The sequence below is a fragment of the Enhygromyxa salina genome (assembly GCF_002994615.1).
In the GTDB taxonomy this organism is placed as follows: Bacteria; Myxococcota_A; Polyangia; order Nannocystales; family Nannocystaceae; genus Plesiocystis; species Plesiocystis salina_A.
In genome coordinates this window covers 1-15944 of sequence record NZ_PVNK01000024.1, presented here as the reverse complement: position 1 = coordinate 15944, position 15944 = coordinate 1, and the positions used below count along the sequence as shown (strand labels likewise).

Below are 15944 nucleotides of genomic sequence, written 5' to 3'. Positions count from 1 at the left end.
GGGAGGGAGCGCAGCGACCGAGCGACCTGCCGCGCAGCGGCAGTGCGTGGCAAAGTCGCTGACGCCTGCGGGGGTCTAAACAAGCCCCCTTCCAGGGGGCCACGCACCCAGGTCGCGAAGCTCATACTAGCCCACCGAGGGAGGGAGCGCAGCGACCGAGCGACCTGCCGCGCAGCGGCAGTGCGTGGCAAAGTCGCTGACGCCTGCGGGGGTCTAAAACAGTGCGCAGTCGATGTCGAACTCGAGGGTGAAGCCGACGTCCGAGACTCGAAAGGCGTAGCGGTCGTTCATGTAGTCGATGTTGGCGACCGCGCCCGCGGGGGCGCCGGCTTCGCGCGCCTGTTTCCACAGCTCGGCAAAACCGCACTTGGGGGCGGGCAAGTCGGGCGGAGGCGGTCCACTGTCGGGTTCGGGCTCCACGCGGCGCATGCCCTTGGACACCACCCGACGCGACCCGTGCTGATCCGTCTCTTCGCCCACGTCGCCGGCCTTCGAGAGCAACACGAGCACGCGCTGGTGCCATGTTGCGCTGCCGCCCGCCCCGACCGGTGGCGCGTCGGCTGGTGGCGAGATCGACTTGGCGAAATGGTACTCGACGCCGGTGCTATAGCGCTCTTCCTCGAGGTCCACGGTGCCGTCTTCCTTGACGCCCTTGGCCGACAGCTGGCGCAGTTTCAGGCCGGATCCCGCGAAGTTGGCGACTTCGTCGTAGCGCGCCACGGGATCGAAGCGTGAAGGATCGCCGGGTGCCGCCTGCCCCTTGGCGCACGCCATGACGAGCACGGCGAGTCCATGACTGGGTTGAATACGTATCGGCACGCGAACGACGGTAGCGCCTGCCGCCGGCGAACGCGACCCCGTGTCCCCGCCTGAAGACAAGTCACCGAGCGGGCTGGATCCACTCGACGGCCCAGACCGTGCTGCCTTGCAGCGTGACCGTGGTCCGCAGCGTCGTCTGTCGACAGGACGTCGCTCGGGTCGTCGTTCGAGGGCGAGAACTCGGGCTGGTCCGATCGGAGGCCGGCCTGGCGGCGTCCGCCCGGGCCGTGAGCGTCCCTTCAGGACATCGCGCGCGATCCCTACATCCGAAGGGATCTCAGGGCAGGGTCTGGGCACACAGGCGACACCCGCCCGTCGCTGAACACGCACCGCTCGATGTGCGCACGCCGATGGCTATGCCGGGCGGACTCCGAGCGCTCGGGTTGCCAGTAGGCACGAAACGCGGTATGCGCTGCGCACATGAAGGCACACACAATCCTACTTGGCGTCCTCTCGGGACTTGTTCTATCAGGCTGCGTAGCGGCCCTGGAAAGAAAGGCAACCCAGATCGCTACGGCGCGTCAGCACATGACGGACGGCGTTATCACTCGCGCATCGTTTGAGACCGGGTGCCCGCAAGAAGAGATCGACGCCAAGTTCATCGACCCGTTGACCATAGGTGTCACTGCCTGTGGCCACAAGCTTATCTTTGTCGTCCTCCCGAACGCGGCCGGGGTCGACTGCGGGCAGCCTGAGGCCTGGAGCGTCAACGTAGTGGACGCGTTCCCAAAATTCTGCAATGCAGTCCTGAACTCGGCTGGCGCGCCGCAGGAGAGGCCGGCCGAGGACGGGTAGTGACTATTCCGGCGCCCGGCACGGCGCCTGGCTCGACCCAAAGGAACATGCGAATGAGAGCGAATGCGACCTCTCATTCGTCGTTGATTGCTCTCACATTTCGCGGTCACGCACCGAACGGTGCATGACCGGCCAATCCGTATAAGTGTAGGATGTCATTGATTAGATTGTGGCCGCGAGACCGACGGTCAGCTCCGTTTCCACGCGCTGCCCAAGCCGACGCCCGAGCAAGTCGCCGTATGACGGATAGTTGCTGGGCGCCTCGCCAGGCGGGCAGACGCGCAAGCTCGTCCACCCGGTCCGTGCCCTAACCGCCGAACGCGACCCTGTGTCCCCGCCTGAACACAGGTCACCGAGCGGGCTGGATCCACTCAACGGCCCAGACCGTGCTGCCTTGCAGCGTGACCGTGGTCCGCAGCGTCGAGCGCAGCGCGTGGATCCACGCGCCGCCCTCGGGCCCAACCGAGGCGGCGAGCTCGTCGACGATCAACCCCAGCGAGGCGGGCAGCCCGTCGGCCCGGGCCCCGGCGCGCATGGCCACGAGCTGATCGAAGCCGCCGAGGATGTCCTTGATCGTGGGCTCGCCCGGGTAGACCTCGAGCCCGACCTCACCCTCGATCTTGCCCAGCTCGGCCGCGCTGGCCAGGGCCTGCTCGAGCCCGCCGAGCTCGTCGACGAGCCCGCGCTGTTTGGCCGCCTCGCCGGTCCACACGCGCCCCTGGGCGACCTCGTGGACAGCCTCGCGCGACATCCCGCGGCCCTCGACCACGCGCTGAACGAAGACCTCGTAGGTCTGCTCCATCAGGCCCTGGACGGCCTCGCGCTCGCCCTCGGTCCACGCCTGCATCGGCGACCACAGCAACGCCCGCTCGCCCCTGGCGACGGCGTAGCTCTTGACCCCGAACTCCTCGAGCGCCTTGCCGAGCACGAGCTTGCCCCCGACCACGCCGATCGACCCGGTCAGCGTGTCGGCGTCGGCGTAGATCTTGGTCGCGCCCGCGGCGATGTAGTAGCCGCCCGAGGCCGCGACCCCGGCCATCGAGACGACGACCGGCTTGGTGCTCTCGAGCCGCTCGACGGCGTGCCAGATCTGCTCCGAGGCCCGGGCCGAGCCGCCGCCCGAGTCGATGCGCAAGACCACGGCCGCGACCTTGTCGTCCTCGGCCAGGCGATCGAGGACCGGGACCAGCTGGCCCGAGGCGATCTCGTTCGTGGCCCCGATCGCGCCGCCGCCCTTGCCGTCGATGATGTTGCCGACCGCGTAGACCAGCGCGACGTGGGGCTCGCTCGGGCGCTTGGGCCCGGTCAGGCCCAAGAAGCGCTGGAGCGCCGCGGGGTCGGACCACGGCTTGGCTTTGAGCGCGACCTGCCTCCAGCCGCGCTCGCCCGTGACCCGGGCCAAGAAGGGCTCCCAGGCCTCGACGCCGTCAATCATCCCGCGCTCGGCCGCGACCTCCGCGGTGAACAGGCCCTCGTCGATCCAGGCGCGGACCTCGTCCTCGGTCTTGCCGCGGCCCTCGGCGATGCCGCTGACCATGGTCGTGTAGGTCTGATCGACCACGGCCTCGAGGGTCTCGATCATCTCGGGCGAGGGCGCGTCCCGAGTCAGCGGCTCGGCGGCGCCCTTGAACGCGCCGACGTGCAGGAAGTCGGCCTCGACGCCGAACTTGTCGAGCAGGCCCTTGATGTGGATCGGCGTCGCGGCCGGCCCCGGCAGCATCAGCGTGCCAACGGGGACCATCGCGAGCTCGTCGCAGGCCGAGAGCAGGTAGTAGCTGGTGTTGCTCAGCCCCTCGGCGTGGCAGTGGAGCTTGCGCGCGCCCTCACCCTTGAAGTCGAGCAGCGCCCCGCGCAGCTCCTTGGCCCGGGCCATGTCCATGCTCAGATCCCCGAGCCGCACGACGAGGCCGTCGAGCTTGGGCTCGGCCGCGAGCTCGTCGAGCTTGTCGAGCAGCGCGCGGGTCTGGGTGCTGCCGCCGCCGCCCGCGGCGAAGGCCATGGGATCGAAGACCTCGACCTCACCGACGCTGCCCGAGAGCTTCAGGACCCGCAGGTGGGGCTGGTCGGCGCTGTAGTTGGGCGACTTCTTGGGCGCGTCGTAGGGCCCCGGCTCGTCGAGCTTCTTGGTCAGCAAGGCCGCGAAGGGGTTGCTCGTCATGCCCGCGAAGGGGTTCTTGTCGCTGTCGCTGTCGCTGTCATCGGCGCTGTCGGCCTCGTCGTCGTCGCCTTGCTTGGCCTCGTCGGCCTGCTTGTCGGGCGCGTCGTCGGGCCCGACCTTGCAGGCGAGCGGAGCGCACAGGAGACACGAGAGGGCGAGGGTGAGGCTTGGGTTGCGCATGGATGGACCTGGGCCGGATCGGCTACGGGCGAGCTTCGCACAGCGTGCTCCCGGGGCGCGGCCAACCTCGCCGCGTGACCACGATTCCCAGCCGAGCGCGTGAGCAGACCCAGGTTGGGTCGCTCGTGCGCGGCGAGTAAGCTCCCGCCGATGAGCTCCCGCCCGAGCACCAGCGCAAACACGGCCATCGTGCTGTGGGCCGTGCTCGGCGTGATCGCGCTGCTGAGCCAGGCGATCGTGCGCCTGCTCCCGCGGGCCCTCGAGCCGGTCCTCGACGGCTCGCTCGGCGCCCTCGGGATCCTGGCCTACGTCGCGTCGATCGTCGCCTTCGCCTACAGCGAGGGCCACCGCGGCTTCGCCCAGCGCTTCTCCCCGCGGGTGGTCGTGCGCGCGCTGAAGCTCGCCGAGCGGCGCGGGTGGTTGATCGCGATCGCGCCGCTGATGGCGATGGGCCTGGTCCACGGGACGCGGCGACGCCTGATCGGCTCGTGGGTCCTGCTCGGCGGCATCGTCACGCTGGTCTTGCTCGTGCGCCTGCTGCCCCAGCCTTGGCGTGGAGCCGTCGACGCGGGCGTGGTCGTGGGCTTGAGCTGGGGGGTGATCGCCACGCTGGTCCTCATGATCAAGGCGCTGCGCGGACAGGTCCCCGACACCGACCCAGAGCTGCCCGCGCGGGCCTGAGCCTTCGATCGGCCCCGATTCCTGCCACGCGGCGCCACGGGCTATGTACAATTCGCGCGTGGCAACCGCGCTGCGCATGACCCTGGCGATCTCCGCGACGCTGTGCCTGACGCCGCACAGATCCGCGTGGGCCGTACCGCCACCGACTCTCGATCAGAGCCCGAACGCCCCCGTCGAGGGTCCGCGGCGACCGCCCGAGCCCGAGCCCGAGCCCGAGCCCAAACCCGAGCCCGAGCCCGAGCCCGACAACCCGAGCGACGCTCCGGCGCCACCGGCCGCTCCCGCCCCGACGATCGACCCCGAACCACCTTCGGGCATCGAGCTCGCCCTGCCCCCGCCACCGCCGGCCGGGCCCGACCAGGAGCAGAGCCCAGACCCGCTCTCGGGCCGCGGCGGGAGCGTCGCCGAATTGCGCGACCCCGGCCGCGCGCCCAAGAGCGGGAATTGGCTGCTGGTCTCGGGCGGCTACGCGCTGCCCCTGGCCGCGCTGGGCTGCAGCTACTACGTCTGGTCGCTTCGCAGCGGCGCCCCCGCGGGAGCGAACACCAAGCCTCAGGTCGTCTCGATCGGGGTGGCCACCGGAGGCATCGCGCTCTACGGCGCGCTCGCGCTGAGCGTGGGTGGCTACCGCAACCACAAGCTCGCGCGCTGGTCGAGGCGCCACCGCGTGGTCGCGCTGCCCCAGGGCGACGGGCTGTTGATGGGCGGCTCTGTGGCCCTGTTCTCACCGATCCCCTTCATCCCGCTCGGGCTCAGCCTGATGTCCGTGTCGAGCCCGCTCGGCGTGACGATGCTGGTCACGACCGTGGGCGCGGCGGCGATCGGCAGCCCGATCATGTTTACGGTCGGGGCCAGGCGCCTGCGTCGATACCGGGAGACCGGTGGCTGGCGGCGGCGCACGCCCAGCTTCGTGCGAAGAGCCACGCCCGTGGTCCTGCCCTCGCCCACGGGCGTGACGCTCGGCGTCGCCGGTCAATTCTGAGCTGGGCCGGGCCGGGCTGGGCTGGGCTGGGCGGCTCTCGAGCCGTCAGCTCTCGCCCACGGTCGGGGCCGCGAGCCCGACACCCTGCATCATCGCGCCCGGGCGGTCTGGGGCCGCGCGCAGGCGCGTGTCGGCGGCCAGGAGCTCCGCGCAGCGCAGCATCGCCGCGGCGTGGAGGAACGAGATCGCGGCATAGACCACCATCACCAGCGACAGCCCGGCCACCTCCCAGCCCCCGAGCGCGACCAACACAGCAGCGATCGCCAGCGTTGCGACGTTGAGGATCACCGCGAAGCGATGGAGCTTGCGGGCCTCGGCTTCGGCGCCCGGATCCCGCCGCAACATCGCGTAGCCCAGCCGCCAGATCCGTACCGCGAGGATCATCCCGGGGATCGAGACCAGGCCGATGCCGCAGGCCATCAGGCCAAACAGCCCGAGCAGGCCGCCGGGCAGCGACATCTGGCCCATGTAGATCGACCACAGCGCCGTCTCGCGGATCGTCTTGGGCGCGCGGCGCTGGACGAGCACCGGGCGGGTCGGCGCCGGGCCGGCCTCCCGGCGGAGGGGGTCCGGGATCGGGTCGACGGGGCGATCCTCGCAGCGGACCCAGCTGCGACGGTGCCTGCGCTCGCAGACGGTGTAGGTGAACAGACCACCAAAGGCGAACAAGGTGACGATTCCGAGGGCGGGTTCCATGGGTGCCTCCTGCCATCGCCAAGACGACCCAGGCCTGCAGAAGATTTCATATTTTCAGAAATTATTGAAAGTTCATTTGAGCCACTTGAGGACCGCGGGGATCACCTTGCTCTGGTCCGAGGCCGCGAGCCGGTCGAGGATCCCGTTGGCCGTGGCGACGAACTCCGCGAGCTCGGAGATTTGACCGTGAAAGGCCTTGGCCTTGGCGCTGCGCAGACCCTTGGTCTGGTCGCGACAGCCCTCGAGCACCGCCAGGGCCGGCTCGAGCTCGCGCCGTTTTCGCTCGCGGGCGACGGTGCAGAACATCGTCCAGACGTCCTTGTCGGCCTCGAAGTACTCGCGCCGCTCGCCCTTGCGCACGACCTTGCGGACCAGGCCCCAGCCGACCAGCTCGCGCAGATTGGTGTTGGCGTTGCCGCGGCTGACCCCGAGCTCGTCCATGACCTCGTCGGTCGACAGCGGCTCGTCGCTGATCAGCAAGAGCGCGTGGAGCATCGCCATCGTCCGGCTGATCCCCCAGCTGCTCCCGAGCGCGCCCCAGCTGTGCACGAAGGTCTCGCGGGCGTTCTCGAGCGGGTCGCCATCGGTACCGTTACTCATGAAGTTTCGATAGCTTCTGAAACTCTCGAACTCAAGACTGCGCGAGTTCGCGCGCACCTCCACGCCCCTCCTCGACACTTTGCGCTGTTTGCGCATGACCTCGACTCGACATGGGGAGGCCGATTCCGCCTGTGGCGAGGATCTCGACAATGTCATACCGATGACCGTGACCTGCGATCACCCGCTCGCCGGCATCATCACGACCCTCATGTGCTGCTGCACCTGAGCTCAAGCCGCGCCCGACTCGCCCTCGATCACGCGCACGATCTGCTCGTCGCTGAGCGTCTCGCTCTGCGCCTTCGCATACGCGAACACGCGGTCGACCAATTCATCCGTCGCCTCGAACCCGTGCTCGCGCAGCCAATAGATCACATTCGAGCGCCCGCTATAGTGCCCAATCTCGATCCGCTGCCGCCGCCCAAACACCCGGGCCGGGACCGACGAATACACCCGATCGGCCAGGTCGAGCTCGCCCTTGGCCTCGGCCTTGATGATCGCGGCCGCGTGGACGCCGGTCGCGGTCCGAAACGCGTCGCGCCCGACCAGCGGATAGCTCGGGTGGATCGGCACGCTCGTGTACTCGCTGACCTTCTCGACATACTCGACCAGGCACGAGAGGTCGTGGGCCTCGGCGTCGAGCAGCCCGAGCAGGTGGAGGTTGAGCAGGAGGTGATCCATCGAGGTGTTGCCGACCCGCTCACCGATCCCGAGCGCGCAGCCGTGGACCCGATCGACGCCCCACTCGAGCGCAGAGAGCGCCAGGGTCAGCGCGAGCCCGCGATCGTTGTGCCCGTGCCAGTCGAGCTTGACGCGGTCCTCGACGTCCATGCCCCGGAGCAGGGCCTTGGTGAACGACAACAAGTTGCGCAGCCCGTCGGGGGTCGCGTGGCCGCAGGTGTCGCACAGGACCAGGCGCGTGGCCCCGGCCTCGATCGCCGTGCGAAACAGGCGCTCGAGGGTCTTGGGGTGGGCGCGGGTCGTGTCCTCGGTGACGAAGGAGGCCGGGAGGCCGTTGCGGACGATGAGCTCGATCGACTCGCGGGTGTGGCGGACGAGGCGGTCGAGATCCCAGCTCTCCGCGAACGCGCGGATCGGGCTCGAGCCGATGAAGGCGGTGACCTCGATCGGCACGCCGACCCGCTGAGAGATGTCGATGATCGGGCGGATGTCGGCCTCGACGGTCCGCGCGGCGCAGTTGGCCTCGATCGAGAGCTTGTCGTCGACGATCGTGCGCAGCAGCGCCTCGACGTCCTCCTGGGCCCGGCGGCCCGCGCCCGGGAGCCCGAGGTTGACGACGTGGATCCCGAGCTGGTCCATCAGGCGCACGAGCTCGGCCTTCTGCTCGATGCTCGGGTCCCGGACCGAAGGCGACTGGAGGCCGTCGCGGATCGTCTCGTCGACGAAGCGAGGCGCGCGGCGCAAGACCGGCCCGCGGCGGTCGAGCTCGTTCCAGTCGTAAACCAAGGCGGCGAGGTCGCTTACTTCCAACATCAGGCTCCAATCACATCCCGGGGATGAGTTCGAGGTCAAAGTAGCGGTCGAATTCCTCGACCAGGCCCAGCGCGAGGGCCTCGACGATCTCCTCGTCGCTCTCGATCTGGGCGACGATCGCGTCGCGGTACAGGACCAGCGCGTCGACCTGACCCTCGTCGTCGTCGCCGTCGCCGGCCGGCTGGCCCTCGAAGGCGAGGGCCGTGCGCGGGTCGCAGCCGTCGCGGACGGCGGCCTCGCTCGGCCAGCGCTCGACCCGGATCGCCGCAGCCGCGACGCGGTTGATGACCGGCTCGGGCAAGGTGTCGAGCATGTCTTCGAGGTGGCGGCGAAGATCTTCGGCCTCGTCGGCGGGGACCGGGCGGGCCGCGTCGACCTCGTGGGTCGCGAGGTCACGGGCGCGCACGGTCAAGAGCTGGTCGAGGGCCGCCTCGTGCGTGCCGGCCTCGCGCAGCATGATGCCGAGCTGGTAGCGCAGCTCGGTGTCGTCGTCGCGGGCGATCGCCTGCTCGAGCAGCTCGACCGCCTCGTCGACGCGCTCGAGCTCGGCGAGCACGGCGGCGCGGAGGCTGACGTAGCCGCCGTCTTCGTGGAGCCCGGGGTGGACGCCGTCGAGCGCGACCAGGGCCTCTTCGGCGTCCTGGTGGAAGTCGAGCAGGACCTGAGCCCGGAGCAGGCGCGCCTCGCTGGCGGCCTCGGGGCTGAGATCGTCGCGCTCGCTCAGCGCTTGCAGAGCCTGCTCGGCGTCGTCGGCGTCACCGAGCGAGACGAGGATGTCGGCGAGGTCGAGGACGATCCGCGCGGCCTCGACCGCGTCGCCGAGCTCGAGCGCGCTGTCCAGCAGATCGCCCGCGCCGTCGAACAGCTCCTGGATGTCTTCTTCTGTCGTGCCCTCGTCGAGCCACCCGCTCATGAACTCGAGGTAACGCAGGCGCGCGTCGTTCTCGTCGGCCCCACCCTCGATGGCCGCGGCCATCGCCGCCTGAACACTGTCGAGATCCTCGGCCTCGAGGGCCGCGTAGCCGCGTCCGAAGATACTGGCGAGCTTGGTCATGGCGAGAGCGTAGCAGCGCTGTCGAGCGTCGAAGAGACGCGCGCATGTGTGATAAGCACCCGCGATGGCGAAGCCGTCCGAGCCCGACCCCGTGAGCGCGCTCATGCGTCTGCTGACCGAGCACTGGGTCTTGACCCTCGCGCTCGCCGACCAACCCGCGCCCTACCCGACCCCGCTGTTCTACGCCCTCGCCGAGCCCGACACGATCGGCCGCCACGCGGCGCCGCTCTTGGTGTTCGCCAGCGACCCGGACAGCCACCACGGGCGCCTCGCCGGGTCCAGCCCGACGGCCGCCGCGGCCGCGCTCTACCTCGAGACCGAAACCCCCGGGCAGATCCGCGGCGCCCAGCTGCGCGGGACCCTCGTCCGGGAGGAGCGCTTCACCACCGCCGGGGCGACAAAGCTGCGCGCCCGCTACCTCGCCCGCCACGGCGTCGCCGAGCCGACGCTGGCCGCCGGCCGCCACCGCCTCTACGCGCTGATCGTGACCTGGGCCAAGCTGACCGACAATCGCCTCGGCTTCGGGGTTCACCCGACCGCGAGCTTCGAAGCTGCGTGCTCGGAGGTCCGCGCCGGGGCGGAGGCCGACCGCCCAGCTGGAAGTTCGGGCGCCGAAGTGGAACAGTCGCAAGCGTGAGTGAGCGCGACGTGGGCGAGGGCGAGACGAGCGGCCTCCAGCTCTACACCAAGATCCTGATCGGCATGGTCGTGGGCAGCGTGCTCGCGCTCGTCGCCAAGCAGTGGTTGGTCGGACCCGCCGCGCTGTTCGCCGACCAGGCCGCGCTGCTCGAGTTTGGCGCCCGCTGGATCGAGCCGCTCGGCAAGCTGTTCATCCGCGCGATCATCTTGACGGTCGTGCCCCTGGTCTTCACCTCGATCGCCACGGGCATGCACTCGCTCGGCGACCCCCGCGACCTCGGTCGCCTCGGCGGGCGCACGATCTTGATCTTCATGGCGACGGCGTTCGCGGGCGCCTGCCTCGCGACCGGCCTGTACCTGGTCTTCGAGCCCGGCGCGGCGATCTCGCCCGAGACCCGAGACCTGCTCGCGGCGCAGTTCTCGGACGAGGCCGCGTCGAAGACCGCGGCCGCCGATCAGGCCCGGGAGTACTTCTCGGGCTCGCCGCTGCAGATCCTCGTTGGCCTCGTGCCCGAGAACATCATGCTCTCGATGTCGAGCAACCGGGACCTGCTCAAGGTCATCCTGTTCGCGCTGGCGTTTGGGATCTCGCTCACGCTGATCCCCAAACAGCGCAGCGCGCCGGTCGCGGCGGTGCTCGAGGGCGTCAACGAGGCGATGATCAAGCTCATCGGCCTGCTCATGAAGCTCGCGCCCTACGGCGTCGCGGCGCTGGTGTTCATGGTCGTGGCCAAGTTCGGCGCCGACGTCCTCCTCGCCCTCGCGCTCTATGCGGGCGTCGTGTTGATCGCCCTCGCCGCCCACCTGCTGCTGGTGCTCTCGCCGCTGCTGCGCCTGGTCGCGGGCTGGAAGCCGCTCGAGTTCCTCAAGGCCATGCGCGAGGTCTGGATCACCGCGTTCTCGACCTCGTCCTCGGCGGCGACCTTGCCGACGACGATCCGCGTGGCCGAGGAGCAGCTCGAGGTGCCCCGGCCGATCGCGGGCTTCGTGCTCCCCCTCGGCGCCACGATCAACATGGACGGTACGACGATCTACCAGGTCATCGCCGTGCATTTCGTCGCGCAGGTCTGGGGCATCCCGCTCGACGCCACGGCCTATCTGACGCTGATCCTGGTCGCGATGCTGATGGCGATCGGCGCGGCGGGTGTACCTGGGGGCGTGATCCCGCTGCTCTACGTCGTGATGGTCACGGTCGGGATCCCCGAGGCGATCGTCGGCACCGGGATCGCGCTGATCCTCGGCATGGATCGGATCCTCGACATGTGCCGCAGCGCGATCAACGTGGTCGGCGACTCGACGACCGCCGTGATCGTGGCCACGCTCGAGCGCAAACGACTGTCTGAGCCACGCTGAACATGGTTCATCGTGAGTCAACATACTGCCGCGGTGGTGACATCGATCGTCGGCGCCGCCATACTGTTGCTGCTTTTGCGGCGCAAAAGCGCCCAAAACAGCCGATCTAGACATGGACACCTTCTCCAAGTCCGAAACACGCGAGGCCCTCGACTCTGTCGTGATCCGATTCGCCGGCGACTCCGGCGACGGCATGCAGCTCACGGGCAGCCAGTTCACGCACACCACTGCGTTGATGGGCAACGACCTCGCAACCTTCCCCGACTTCCCGGCCGAGATCCGGGCGCCGACCGGCACGACCTACGGCGTCTCGGGCTTCCAGATCCACTTCGCGTCCTACGACATCATGACGCCCGGCGACGAGCCCGACGTGCTCGTCGCGATGAACCCGGCCGCGCTCACGACCAACATCGGCGACCTCAAGAAGGGCGGCCTCCTGATCGTCGCCCGCGACGCCTTCACCAAGAGCAACCTCAAGAAGGCTGGCTACGAGCAAAACCCGCTCGAAGACCACAGCTTGTCGGCCTACCGCGTGATCGATCTCGACATCCAGGCGATGACCCTCGCCGCTGTCGAACCGTTCGGGCTCGGGACCAAAGACGCCCTGCGCAGCAAGAACATGTGGACCCTGGGCCTGGTCCTGTGGCTGTTCGGCCGCGAGTACACGGCCACGGTCGACTGGCTGCGCCAGAAATTCGCCAAGAAGCCCGAGATCGCCGAGTCCAACATCGCGGCGCTCAAGGCCGGCCACGCCTACGGCGAGACCGCCGAGCTGCCCAGCGGCATCGGGCCCTACGAGGTCCCCAAGGCCAAGCTCGAGCCCGGCGAGTACCGCAACATCACCGGCAACGACGCCCTCGCCTGGGGCCTGACCGCGGCCTCGAAGCTGTCGGGGCTCAAGCTCGTGCTCGGCTCCTACCCGATCACCCCGGCCTCGTCGGTCCTCCACGCCCTCGCCAGGCTCAAGAGCTTCGGCGTGACCACCTTCCAGGCCGAAGACGAGATCGCGGCGGTCTGCGCGGCCGTCGGCGCGAGCTGGGGCGGAGCGCTCGGCGTCACGACCACCTCCGGGCCCGGCGTCGCGCTCAAGGCCGAGGCGATCGGTCTGGCGATCATGCTCGAGCTCCCGCTGGTCGTCGTCGACATCCAGCGCGGCGGCCCGTCGACGGGCCTCCCCACCAAGACCGAGCAGTCGGATCTGCTCCAGGCCGTCTACGGCCGCAACGGCGACTCACCGCTGTGCGTGCTCGCGGCCGCGACCCCCGGCGACTGCTTCTACATGGCGATCGAGGCCGCGCGCATCGCGACCAAGTTCATGACCCCGGTCATGCTCCTGACCGACGGCTACCTCGCCAACGGCGCCGAGCCCTGGAAGATCCCGTCGATGGCCGAGCTGCCCAAGTTCCCGGTCGAGTTCCCGACCGAGCGCCCCGAGGGCTTCCACCCCTACCTGCGCGACCCCGACACCCTCGCGCGGCCCTGGGCGATCCCGGGCACGCCGGGCCTCGAGCACCGGATCGGCGGGCTCGAGAAGGACTTCAACTCGGGCAACATCTCCTACGACCCCGCCAACCACCACAAGATGACCAAGACCCGCGCGGCCAAGATCGCGGGCATCGCCGCCGACGTGCCCGAGCAGCAGGTCGAGGTCGGCGAGGCGAGCGGCGACCTGCTCGTCGTCGGCTGGGGCTCGACCTACGGGGCGATCACCCAGGCCGTCCGCCGCGCCCGCGAGCAGGGCAAGCCGGTCTCGCAGGTCCACATCCGCCACCTGTTCCCCTTCGCCCGCGGGCTCGACACGCTGCTGCGCGGGTTCAAGAAGGTCATCGTGCCCGAGATGAACAACGGCATGCTGTCCAAGCTGCTGCGCGCCGAATTCCTCATCGACGCCGTCGGCGTCAACAAGATCTCCGGCCAGCCCTTCAAGGTCCGCGAGATCGAGGCCGCGATCGATTCCGAGCTGGAGAACCTCTGACATGAGCCCGTCCGAACCCGCCAAGAAGCTCACCCGCAAGGACTTCACCTCCGACCAGGACATCCGCTGGTGTCCCGGCTGCGGTGACTACGCGATCCTCGCGACGATCCAGCGCACGCTGCCGACCGTCGGCGCGGACCCGGCCAAGACCGTGTTCTTGTCGGGCATCGGCTGCTCGAGCCGGTTCCCCTACTACATGAACACCTACGGGTTCCACAGCATCCACGGCCGCGCGCCGGCGTTTGCGACCGGGCTCAAGCTGACCAACCCCGAGCTCGACATCTGGGTGATCACCGGCGACGGCGACGGCCTGAGCATCGGCGGCAACCACCTGATGCACGTCCTGCGTCGCAACGTCGACCTCCAGATCATCCTGTTCAACAACCGGATCTACGGCCTGACCAAGGGCCAGTACTCGCCGACCTCGCTCGTCGGGCTGCGCTCGCCCTCGACTCCGCTCGGGTCCGTCGACATGCCCGTGACCCCGGCGCTGCTCGCCCTCGGCGCGGGCGCGCGCTTCGTCGCCCGCTCGGTCGACACGCTCGCCAAGCACCTCGGGCCAACCTTCGTCGAGGCCCGCGGCTACCGCGGCACGAGCTTCATCGAGGTCCTGCAAAACTGCCCCGTGTTCCACGACGGCGCCTGGAATCACGTCAAAGATCGGGCCCACGCCGGCCAGACCATGCTCATGCTCGAGCACGGCAAGCCGATGCTCTTCGGCGACAAGGACGGCCCTCAGCAGGGTCTGCGCCTCAAGCCCAACACCCTCGAGCTCGAGGTCGTCACCCTTGGCGAGGGCGGGATCACCGAGGCCGACGTCCTCGTCCACGACGAGACCAACCGCCCGATGGCCTTCCTGCTCGCCGGGCTCGAGCCGCCGAACTTCCCGATCGCCCTCGGTGTGCTCCTGCGTGAGCAAGCGGCGGCCTATGACGCCAGTGTCGTGGCCCAGGTCGAATCGGCCAAACAGAGCGGTCTGACCGACATGGACGCGCTCCTGCGCACGGGCCACACCTGGACAGTCGAGTAGGACCAGCCGAGACCCGGTCGAGGGGTCGACGCAAGCGGCGCCCTGAGACAGAATGATCGCGAACGAGGACCGTCGAAGCCCCGGCGCGCAGCGCTGAGTGCTGCCGGCCCCGACCAGCTTCCACCGATCCCCGCACACACAGGAGATTTCTAGACATGAGCCTGACCCGCAACCTCCAATCCTTGAAGCTCGCTGCCCTGTTCGGCGGCATCATCGGCCTCGGCTTCGGCTGCGTCATCACGGTCGGACCCTCCGAGCCCTGCGCAAGCGGCAGCAACAACCACCTCAACTCGCAAGACGAGTGTGTGTGCGACTTCGGCTACAGCTTCTGCGACCCCGACGACATCAGCAACCTCGACTGCTGTGAAGACCTGTCCAGCGACGGCGGGACCTCGGACTCCGGCGACGGTGACGGCGACACCGGCGACGGCGACACCGGCGACGGCGACACCGGCGATGGCGACGGCGATCCCGGCGACGGCGACGGCGACAGCGACTGCACCCCCGGCGAGCTCCCGCCCGAGAGCTGCACCCCCGACGAAGAGGGCTTCTACTGGTGCTCCAACACCGAGGATATGGGCCCGGACTGCAGCCAGTTCTTCATCTGTGAGGGCGGGATCTGGACCGAGAACCCCGGGTTCATGGACGAGAGCTGCGGCTTCGACGGCTTCGACTTCGCCTACGGCTGCGTCGATGACGGCGTGAGCGTGATCTTCGAGTGTGGCGACGGCTCCGGCGCTGCCTGCGACGACGCCGACCCGGCCTTCTGCGTCGACGACGACGCGATCGGCTACTGCCTGTGGGGCAAGGAGACCTGGGACAGCTGCCAGCTCTTCTGCGAGGAAGAGGGCATCGAGGGGCAGACCTACGAGTACGGCGAGTGTGACGCCTCGATCCCCGACGACATCGCCTGCTTCTGCTGCGACTCCGGCGACCCCGGATGCCCGATCTAGTTTAGACCCCCCTGGGCGTTGGCGACTCTGCCACGCACTGCCGCTGCGCGGCAGGTCGGTCGGTCGCTTCGCTCCCTCCCTCGGTGGGCTGGGTATGAGCCTCGCAGAGGCATCCGTGGCCCCCTAGAAGGGGGCTCGGTTCCTTGACTGGGCCCCTTCGTTTGAAGGGGCCTTTTTGATGGGCGCTTGAGCTCTTGGTGGTCGTTTGGAGGGCCCTTTGATCAATTGGGCTCTAACACCATAGGCGCATGACGCGTTGCGCTGCTTTGCCATGCGCTGCCGCTGCGCGGCAGGTCGGTCGGTCAATAGCCTCGAAGAGGCATCCGTGGCCCCTGGGAGAGGGCTCGGGTCCTTGACTGGGGGCCCTCGTTTGAAGGGGCTTTTTTGAGGGGCGTCTGGACTCTTGGTGGTCGTGGCTGACACAATGGGGGCATGAAGCGTTGCGCTCGGTGGGGGGTGCTCGCAGTGATGCTGGGCGCTTGCGGGGGGGATGACGCGAGCGATGCGGGGGTTGGGAGCTCGCGTCATCCCCCCCGCA

General features: G+C 69.1%; 14 protein-coding genes. 8 read left to right on the top strand and 6 right to left on the bottom strand.

Going from position 1 to position 15944, the window contains the following annotated elements; translation table 11 throughout:
* Nucleotides 1-213 precede the first annotated feature (213 nt).
* On the bottom strand, nt 214-819 hold the full coding sequence (locus ENSA5_RS02470; protein WP_146155234.1) for a hypothetical protein: 606 nt from the start codon (nt 817-819) through the stop codon (nt 214-216).
* A gap of 420 nt (nt 820-1239) precedes the next feature.
* On the opposite strand from ENSA5_RS02470, the gene ENSA5_RS02465 reads away from it, so the two are divergent.
* Nucleotides 1240-1614 (top strand): hypothetical protein, encoded by a 375-nt coding sequence (locus ENSA5_RS02465; protein ID WP_146155233.1) that lies wholly within the window; start codon nt 1240-1242, stop codon nt 1612-1614.
* Between the two features lie 349 nt (nt 1615-1963).
* Here the strand turns inward: ENSA5_RS02465 and sppA are convergent, their stop codons facing one another.
* Complete coding sequence (gene sppA / locus ENSA5_RS02460) at nt 1964-3952, bottom strand: signal peptide peptidase SppA (RefSeq protein WP_181197248.1); 1989 nt, start codon at nt 3950-3952, stop codon at nt 1964-1966.
* A gap of 150 nt (nt 3953-4102) precedes the next feature.
* On the opposite strand from sppA, the gene ENSA5_RS36875 reads away from it, so the two are divergent.
* Together ENSA5_RS36875 and ENSA5_RS36870 are read left to right on the top strand one after the other, a co-directional pair.
* Complete coding sequence (locus ENSA5_RS36875; RefSeq protein WP_181197246.1) at nt 4103-4633, top strand: hypothetical protein; 531 nt, start codon at nt 4103-4105, stop codon at nt 4631-4633.
* Between the two features lie 58 nt (nt 4634-4691).
* Nucleotides 4692-5615, top strand: coding sequence for a hypothetical protein (locus tag ENSA5_RS36870; RefSeq protein ID WP_181197244.1), 924 nt, complete (start codon nt 4692-4694; stop codon nt 5613-5615).
* Between the two features lie 45 nt (nt 5616-5660).
* Here ENSA5_RS36870 and ENSA5_RS02450 read toward each other — a convergent pair whose 3' ends face one another.
* The 4 genes from ENSA5_RS02450 to ENSA5_RS02435 all read right to left on the bottom strand — a co-directional run bounded on the left by ENSA5_RS02450 (nt 5661) and on the right by ENSA5_RS02435 (nt 9456).
* Entirely contained in the window at nt 5661-6311 is a 651-nt protein-coding gene (locus tag ENSA5_RS02450) for a hypothetical protein (RefSeq protein WP_106389939.1), read from the bottom strand.
* Between the two features lie 72 nt (nt 6312-6383).
* A complete protein-coding gene (locus ENSA5_RS02445) occupies nt 6384-6911 on the bottom strand; it encodes a GbsR/MarR family transcriptional regulator (RefSeq protein ID WP_106389938.1) in 528 nt (175 codons plus the stop codon).
* 228 nt (nt 6912-7139) lie between these two features.
* Nucleotides 7140-8402 carry a LeuA family protein gene (locus ENSA5_RS02440; protein WP_106389937.1) on the bottom strand — a complete coding sequence of 421 codons (1263 nt, stop codon included), beginning with the start codon at nt 8400-8402 and terminating at the stop codon, nt 7140-7142.
* Nucleotides 8403-8412: 10 nt separating this feature from the next.
* Nucleotides 8413-9456, bottom strand: coding sequence for a tetratricopeptide repeat protein (locus tag ENSA5_RS02435; protein WP_106389936.1), 1044 nt, complete (start codon nt 9454-9456; stop codon nt 8413-8415).
* Between the two features lie 64 nt (nt 9457-9520).
* Between ENSA5_RS02435 and ENSA5_RS02430 the strand changes: the two genes are divergently transcribed.
* The 5 genes from ENSA5_RS02430 (at nt 9521) to ENSA5_RS36865 (ending at nt 15406) form a co-directional block, all read left to right on the top strand.
* The gene (locus ENSA5_RS02430; RefSeq protein WP_106389935.1) at nt 9521-10093 is read left to right on the top strand and encodes a hypothetical protein; all 573 of its coding nucleotides are present in this window, start codon (nt 9521-9523) and stop codon (nt 10091-10093) included.
* Nucleotides 10090-11448, top strand: coding sequence for a dicarboxylate/amino acid:cation symporter (locus tag ENSA5_RS02425; protein ID WP_106389934.1), 1359 nt, complete (start codon nt 10090-10092; stop codon nt 11446-11448). The genes ENSA5_RS02430 and ENSA5_RS02425 overlap by 4 nt, the downstream gene beginning before the upstream one ends.
* Nucleotides 11449-11560: 112 nt before the next feature.
* A complete protein-coding gene (locus tag ENSA5_RS02420; RefSeq protein WP_106389933.1) occupies nt 11561-13423 on the top strand; it encodes a 2-oxoacid:acceptor oxidoreductase subunit alpha in 1863 nt (620 codons plus the stop codon).
* Nucleotide 13424: 1 nt separating this feature from the next.
* On the top strand, nt 13425-14453 hold the full coding sequence (locus ENSA5_RS02415; protein WP_106389932.1) for a 2-oxoacid:ferredoxin oxidoreductase subunit beta: 1029 nt from the start codon (nt 13425-13427) through the stop codon (nt 14451-14453).
* Between the two features lie 155 nt (nt 14454-14608).
* The gene (locus ENSA5_RS36865) at nt 14609-15406 is read left to right on the top strand and encodes a hypothetical protein (RefSeq protein WP_181197242.1); all 798 of its coding nucleotides are present in this window, start codon (nt 14609-14611) and stop codon (nt 15404-15406) included.
* The last annotated feature ends 538 nt before the right edge of the window (nt 15407-15944 follow it).

What these genes read in the sequence shown, in the direction of transcription:
- ENSA5_RS02465 (WP_146155233.1), top strand. Translation starts at nt 1,240, where the DNA reads ATGAAGGCACACACAATCCTACTTGGCGTCCTCTCGGGACTTGTTCTA.
- sppA (WP_181197248.1), bottom strand. Translation starts at nt 3,952, where the DNA reads ATGCGCAACCCAAGCCTCACCCTCGCCCTCTCGTGTCTCCTGTGCGCT.
- ENSA5_RS36875 (WP_181197246.1), top strand. Translation starts at nt 4,103, where the DNA reads ATGAGCTCCCGCCCGAGCACCAGCGCAAACACGGCCATCGTGCTGTGG.
- ENSA5_RS02450 (WP_106389939.1), bottom strand. Translation starts at nt 6,311, where the DNA reads ATGGAACCCGCCCTCGGAATCGTCACCTTGTTCGCCTTTGGTGGTCTG.
- ENSA5_RS02445 (WP_106389938.1), bottom strand. Translation starts at nt 6,911, where the DNA reads ATGAGTAACGGTACCGATGGCGACCCGCTCGAGAACGCCCGCGAGACC.
- ENSA5_RS02440 (WP_106389937.1), bottom strand. Translation starts at nt 8,402, where the DNA reads ATGTTGGAAGTAAGCGACCTCGCCGCCTTGGTTTACGACTGGAACGAG.
- ENSA5_RS02435 (WP_106389936.1), bottom strand. Translation starts at nt 9,456, where the DNA reads ATGACCAAGCTCGCCAGTATCTTCGGACGCGGCTACGCGGCCCTCGAG.
- ENSA5_RS02430 (WP_106389935.1), top strand. Translation starts at nt 9,521, where the DNA reads ATGGCGAAGCCGTCCGAGCCCGACCCCGTGAGCGCGCTCATGCGTCTG.
- ENSA5_RS02420 (WP_106389933.1), top strand. Translation starts at nt 11,561, where the DNA reads ATGGACACCTTCTCCAAGTCCGAAACACGCGAGGCCCTCGACTCTGTC.
- ENSA5_RS02415 (WP_106389932.1), top strand. Translation starts at nt 13,425, where the DNA reads ATGAGCCCGTCCGAACCCGCCAAGAAGCTCACCCGCAAGGACTTCACC.
- ENSA5_RS36865 (WP_181197242.1), top strand. Translation starts at nt 14,609, where the DNA reads ATGAGCCTGACCCGCAACCTCCAATCCTTGAAGCTCGCTGCCCTGTTC.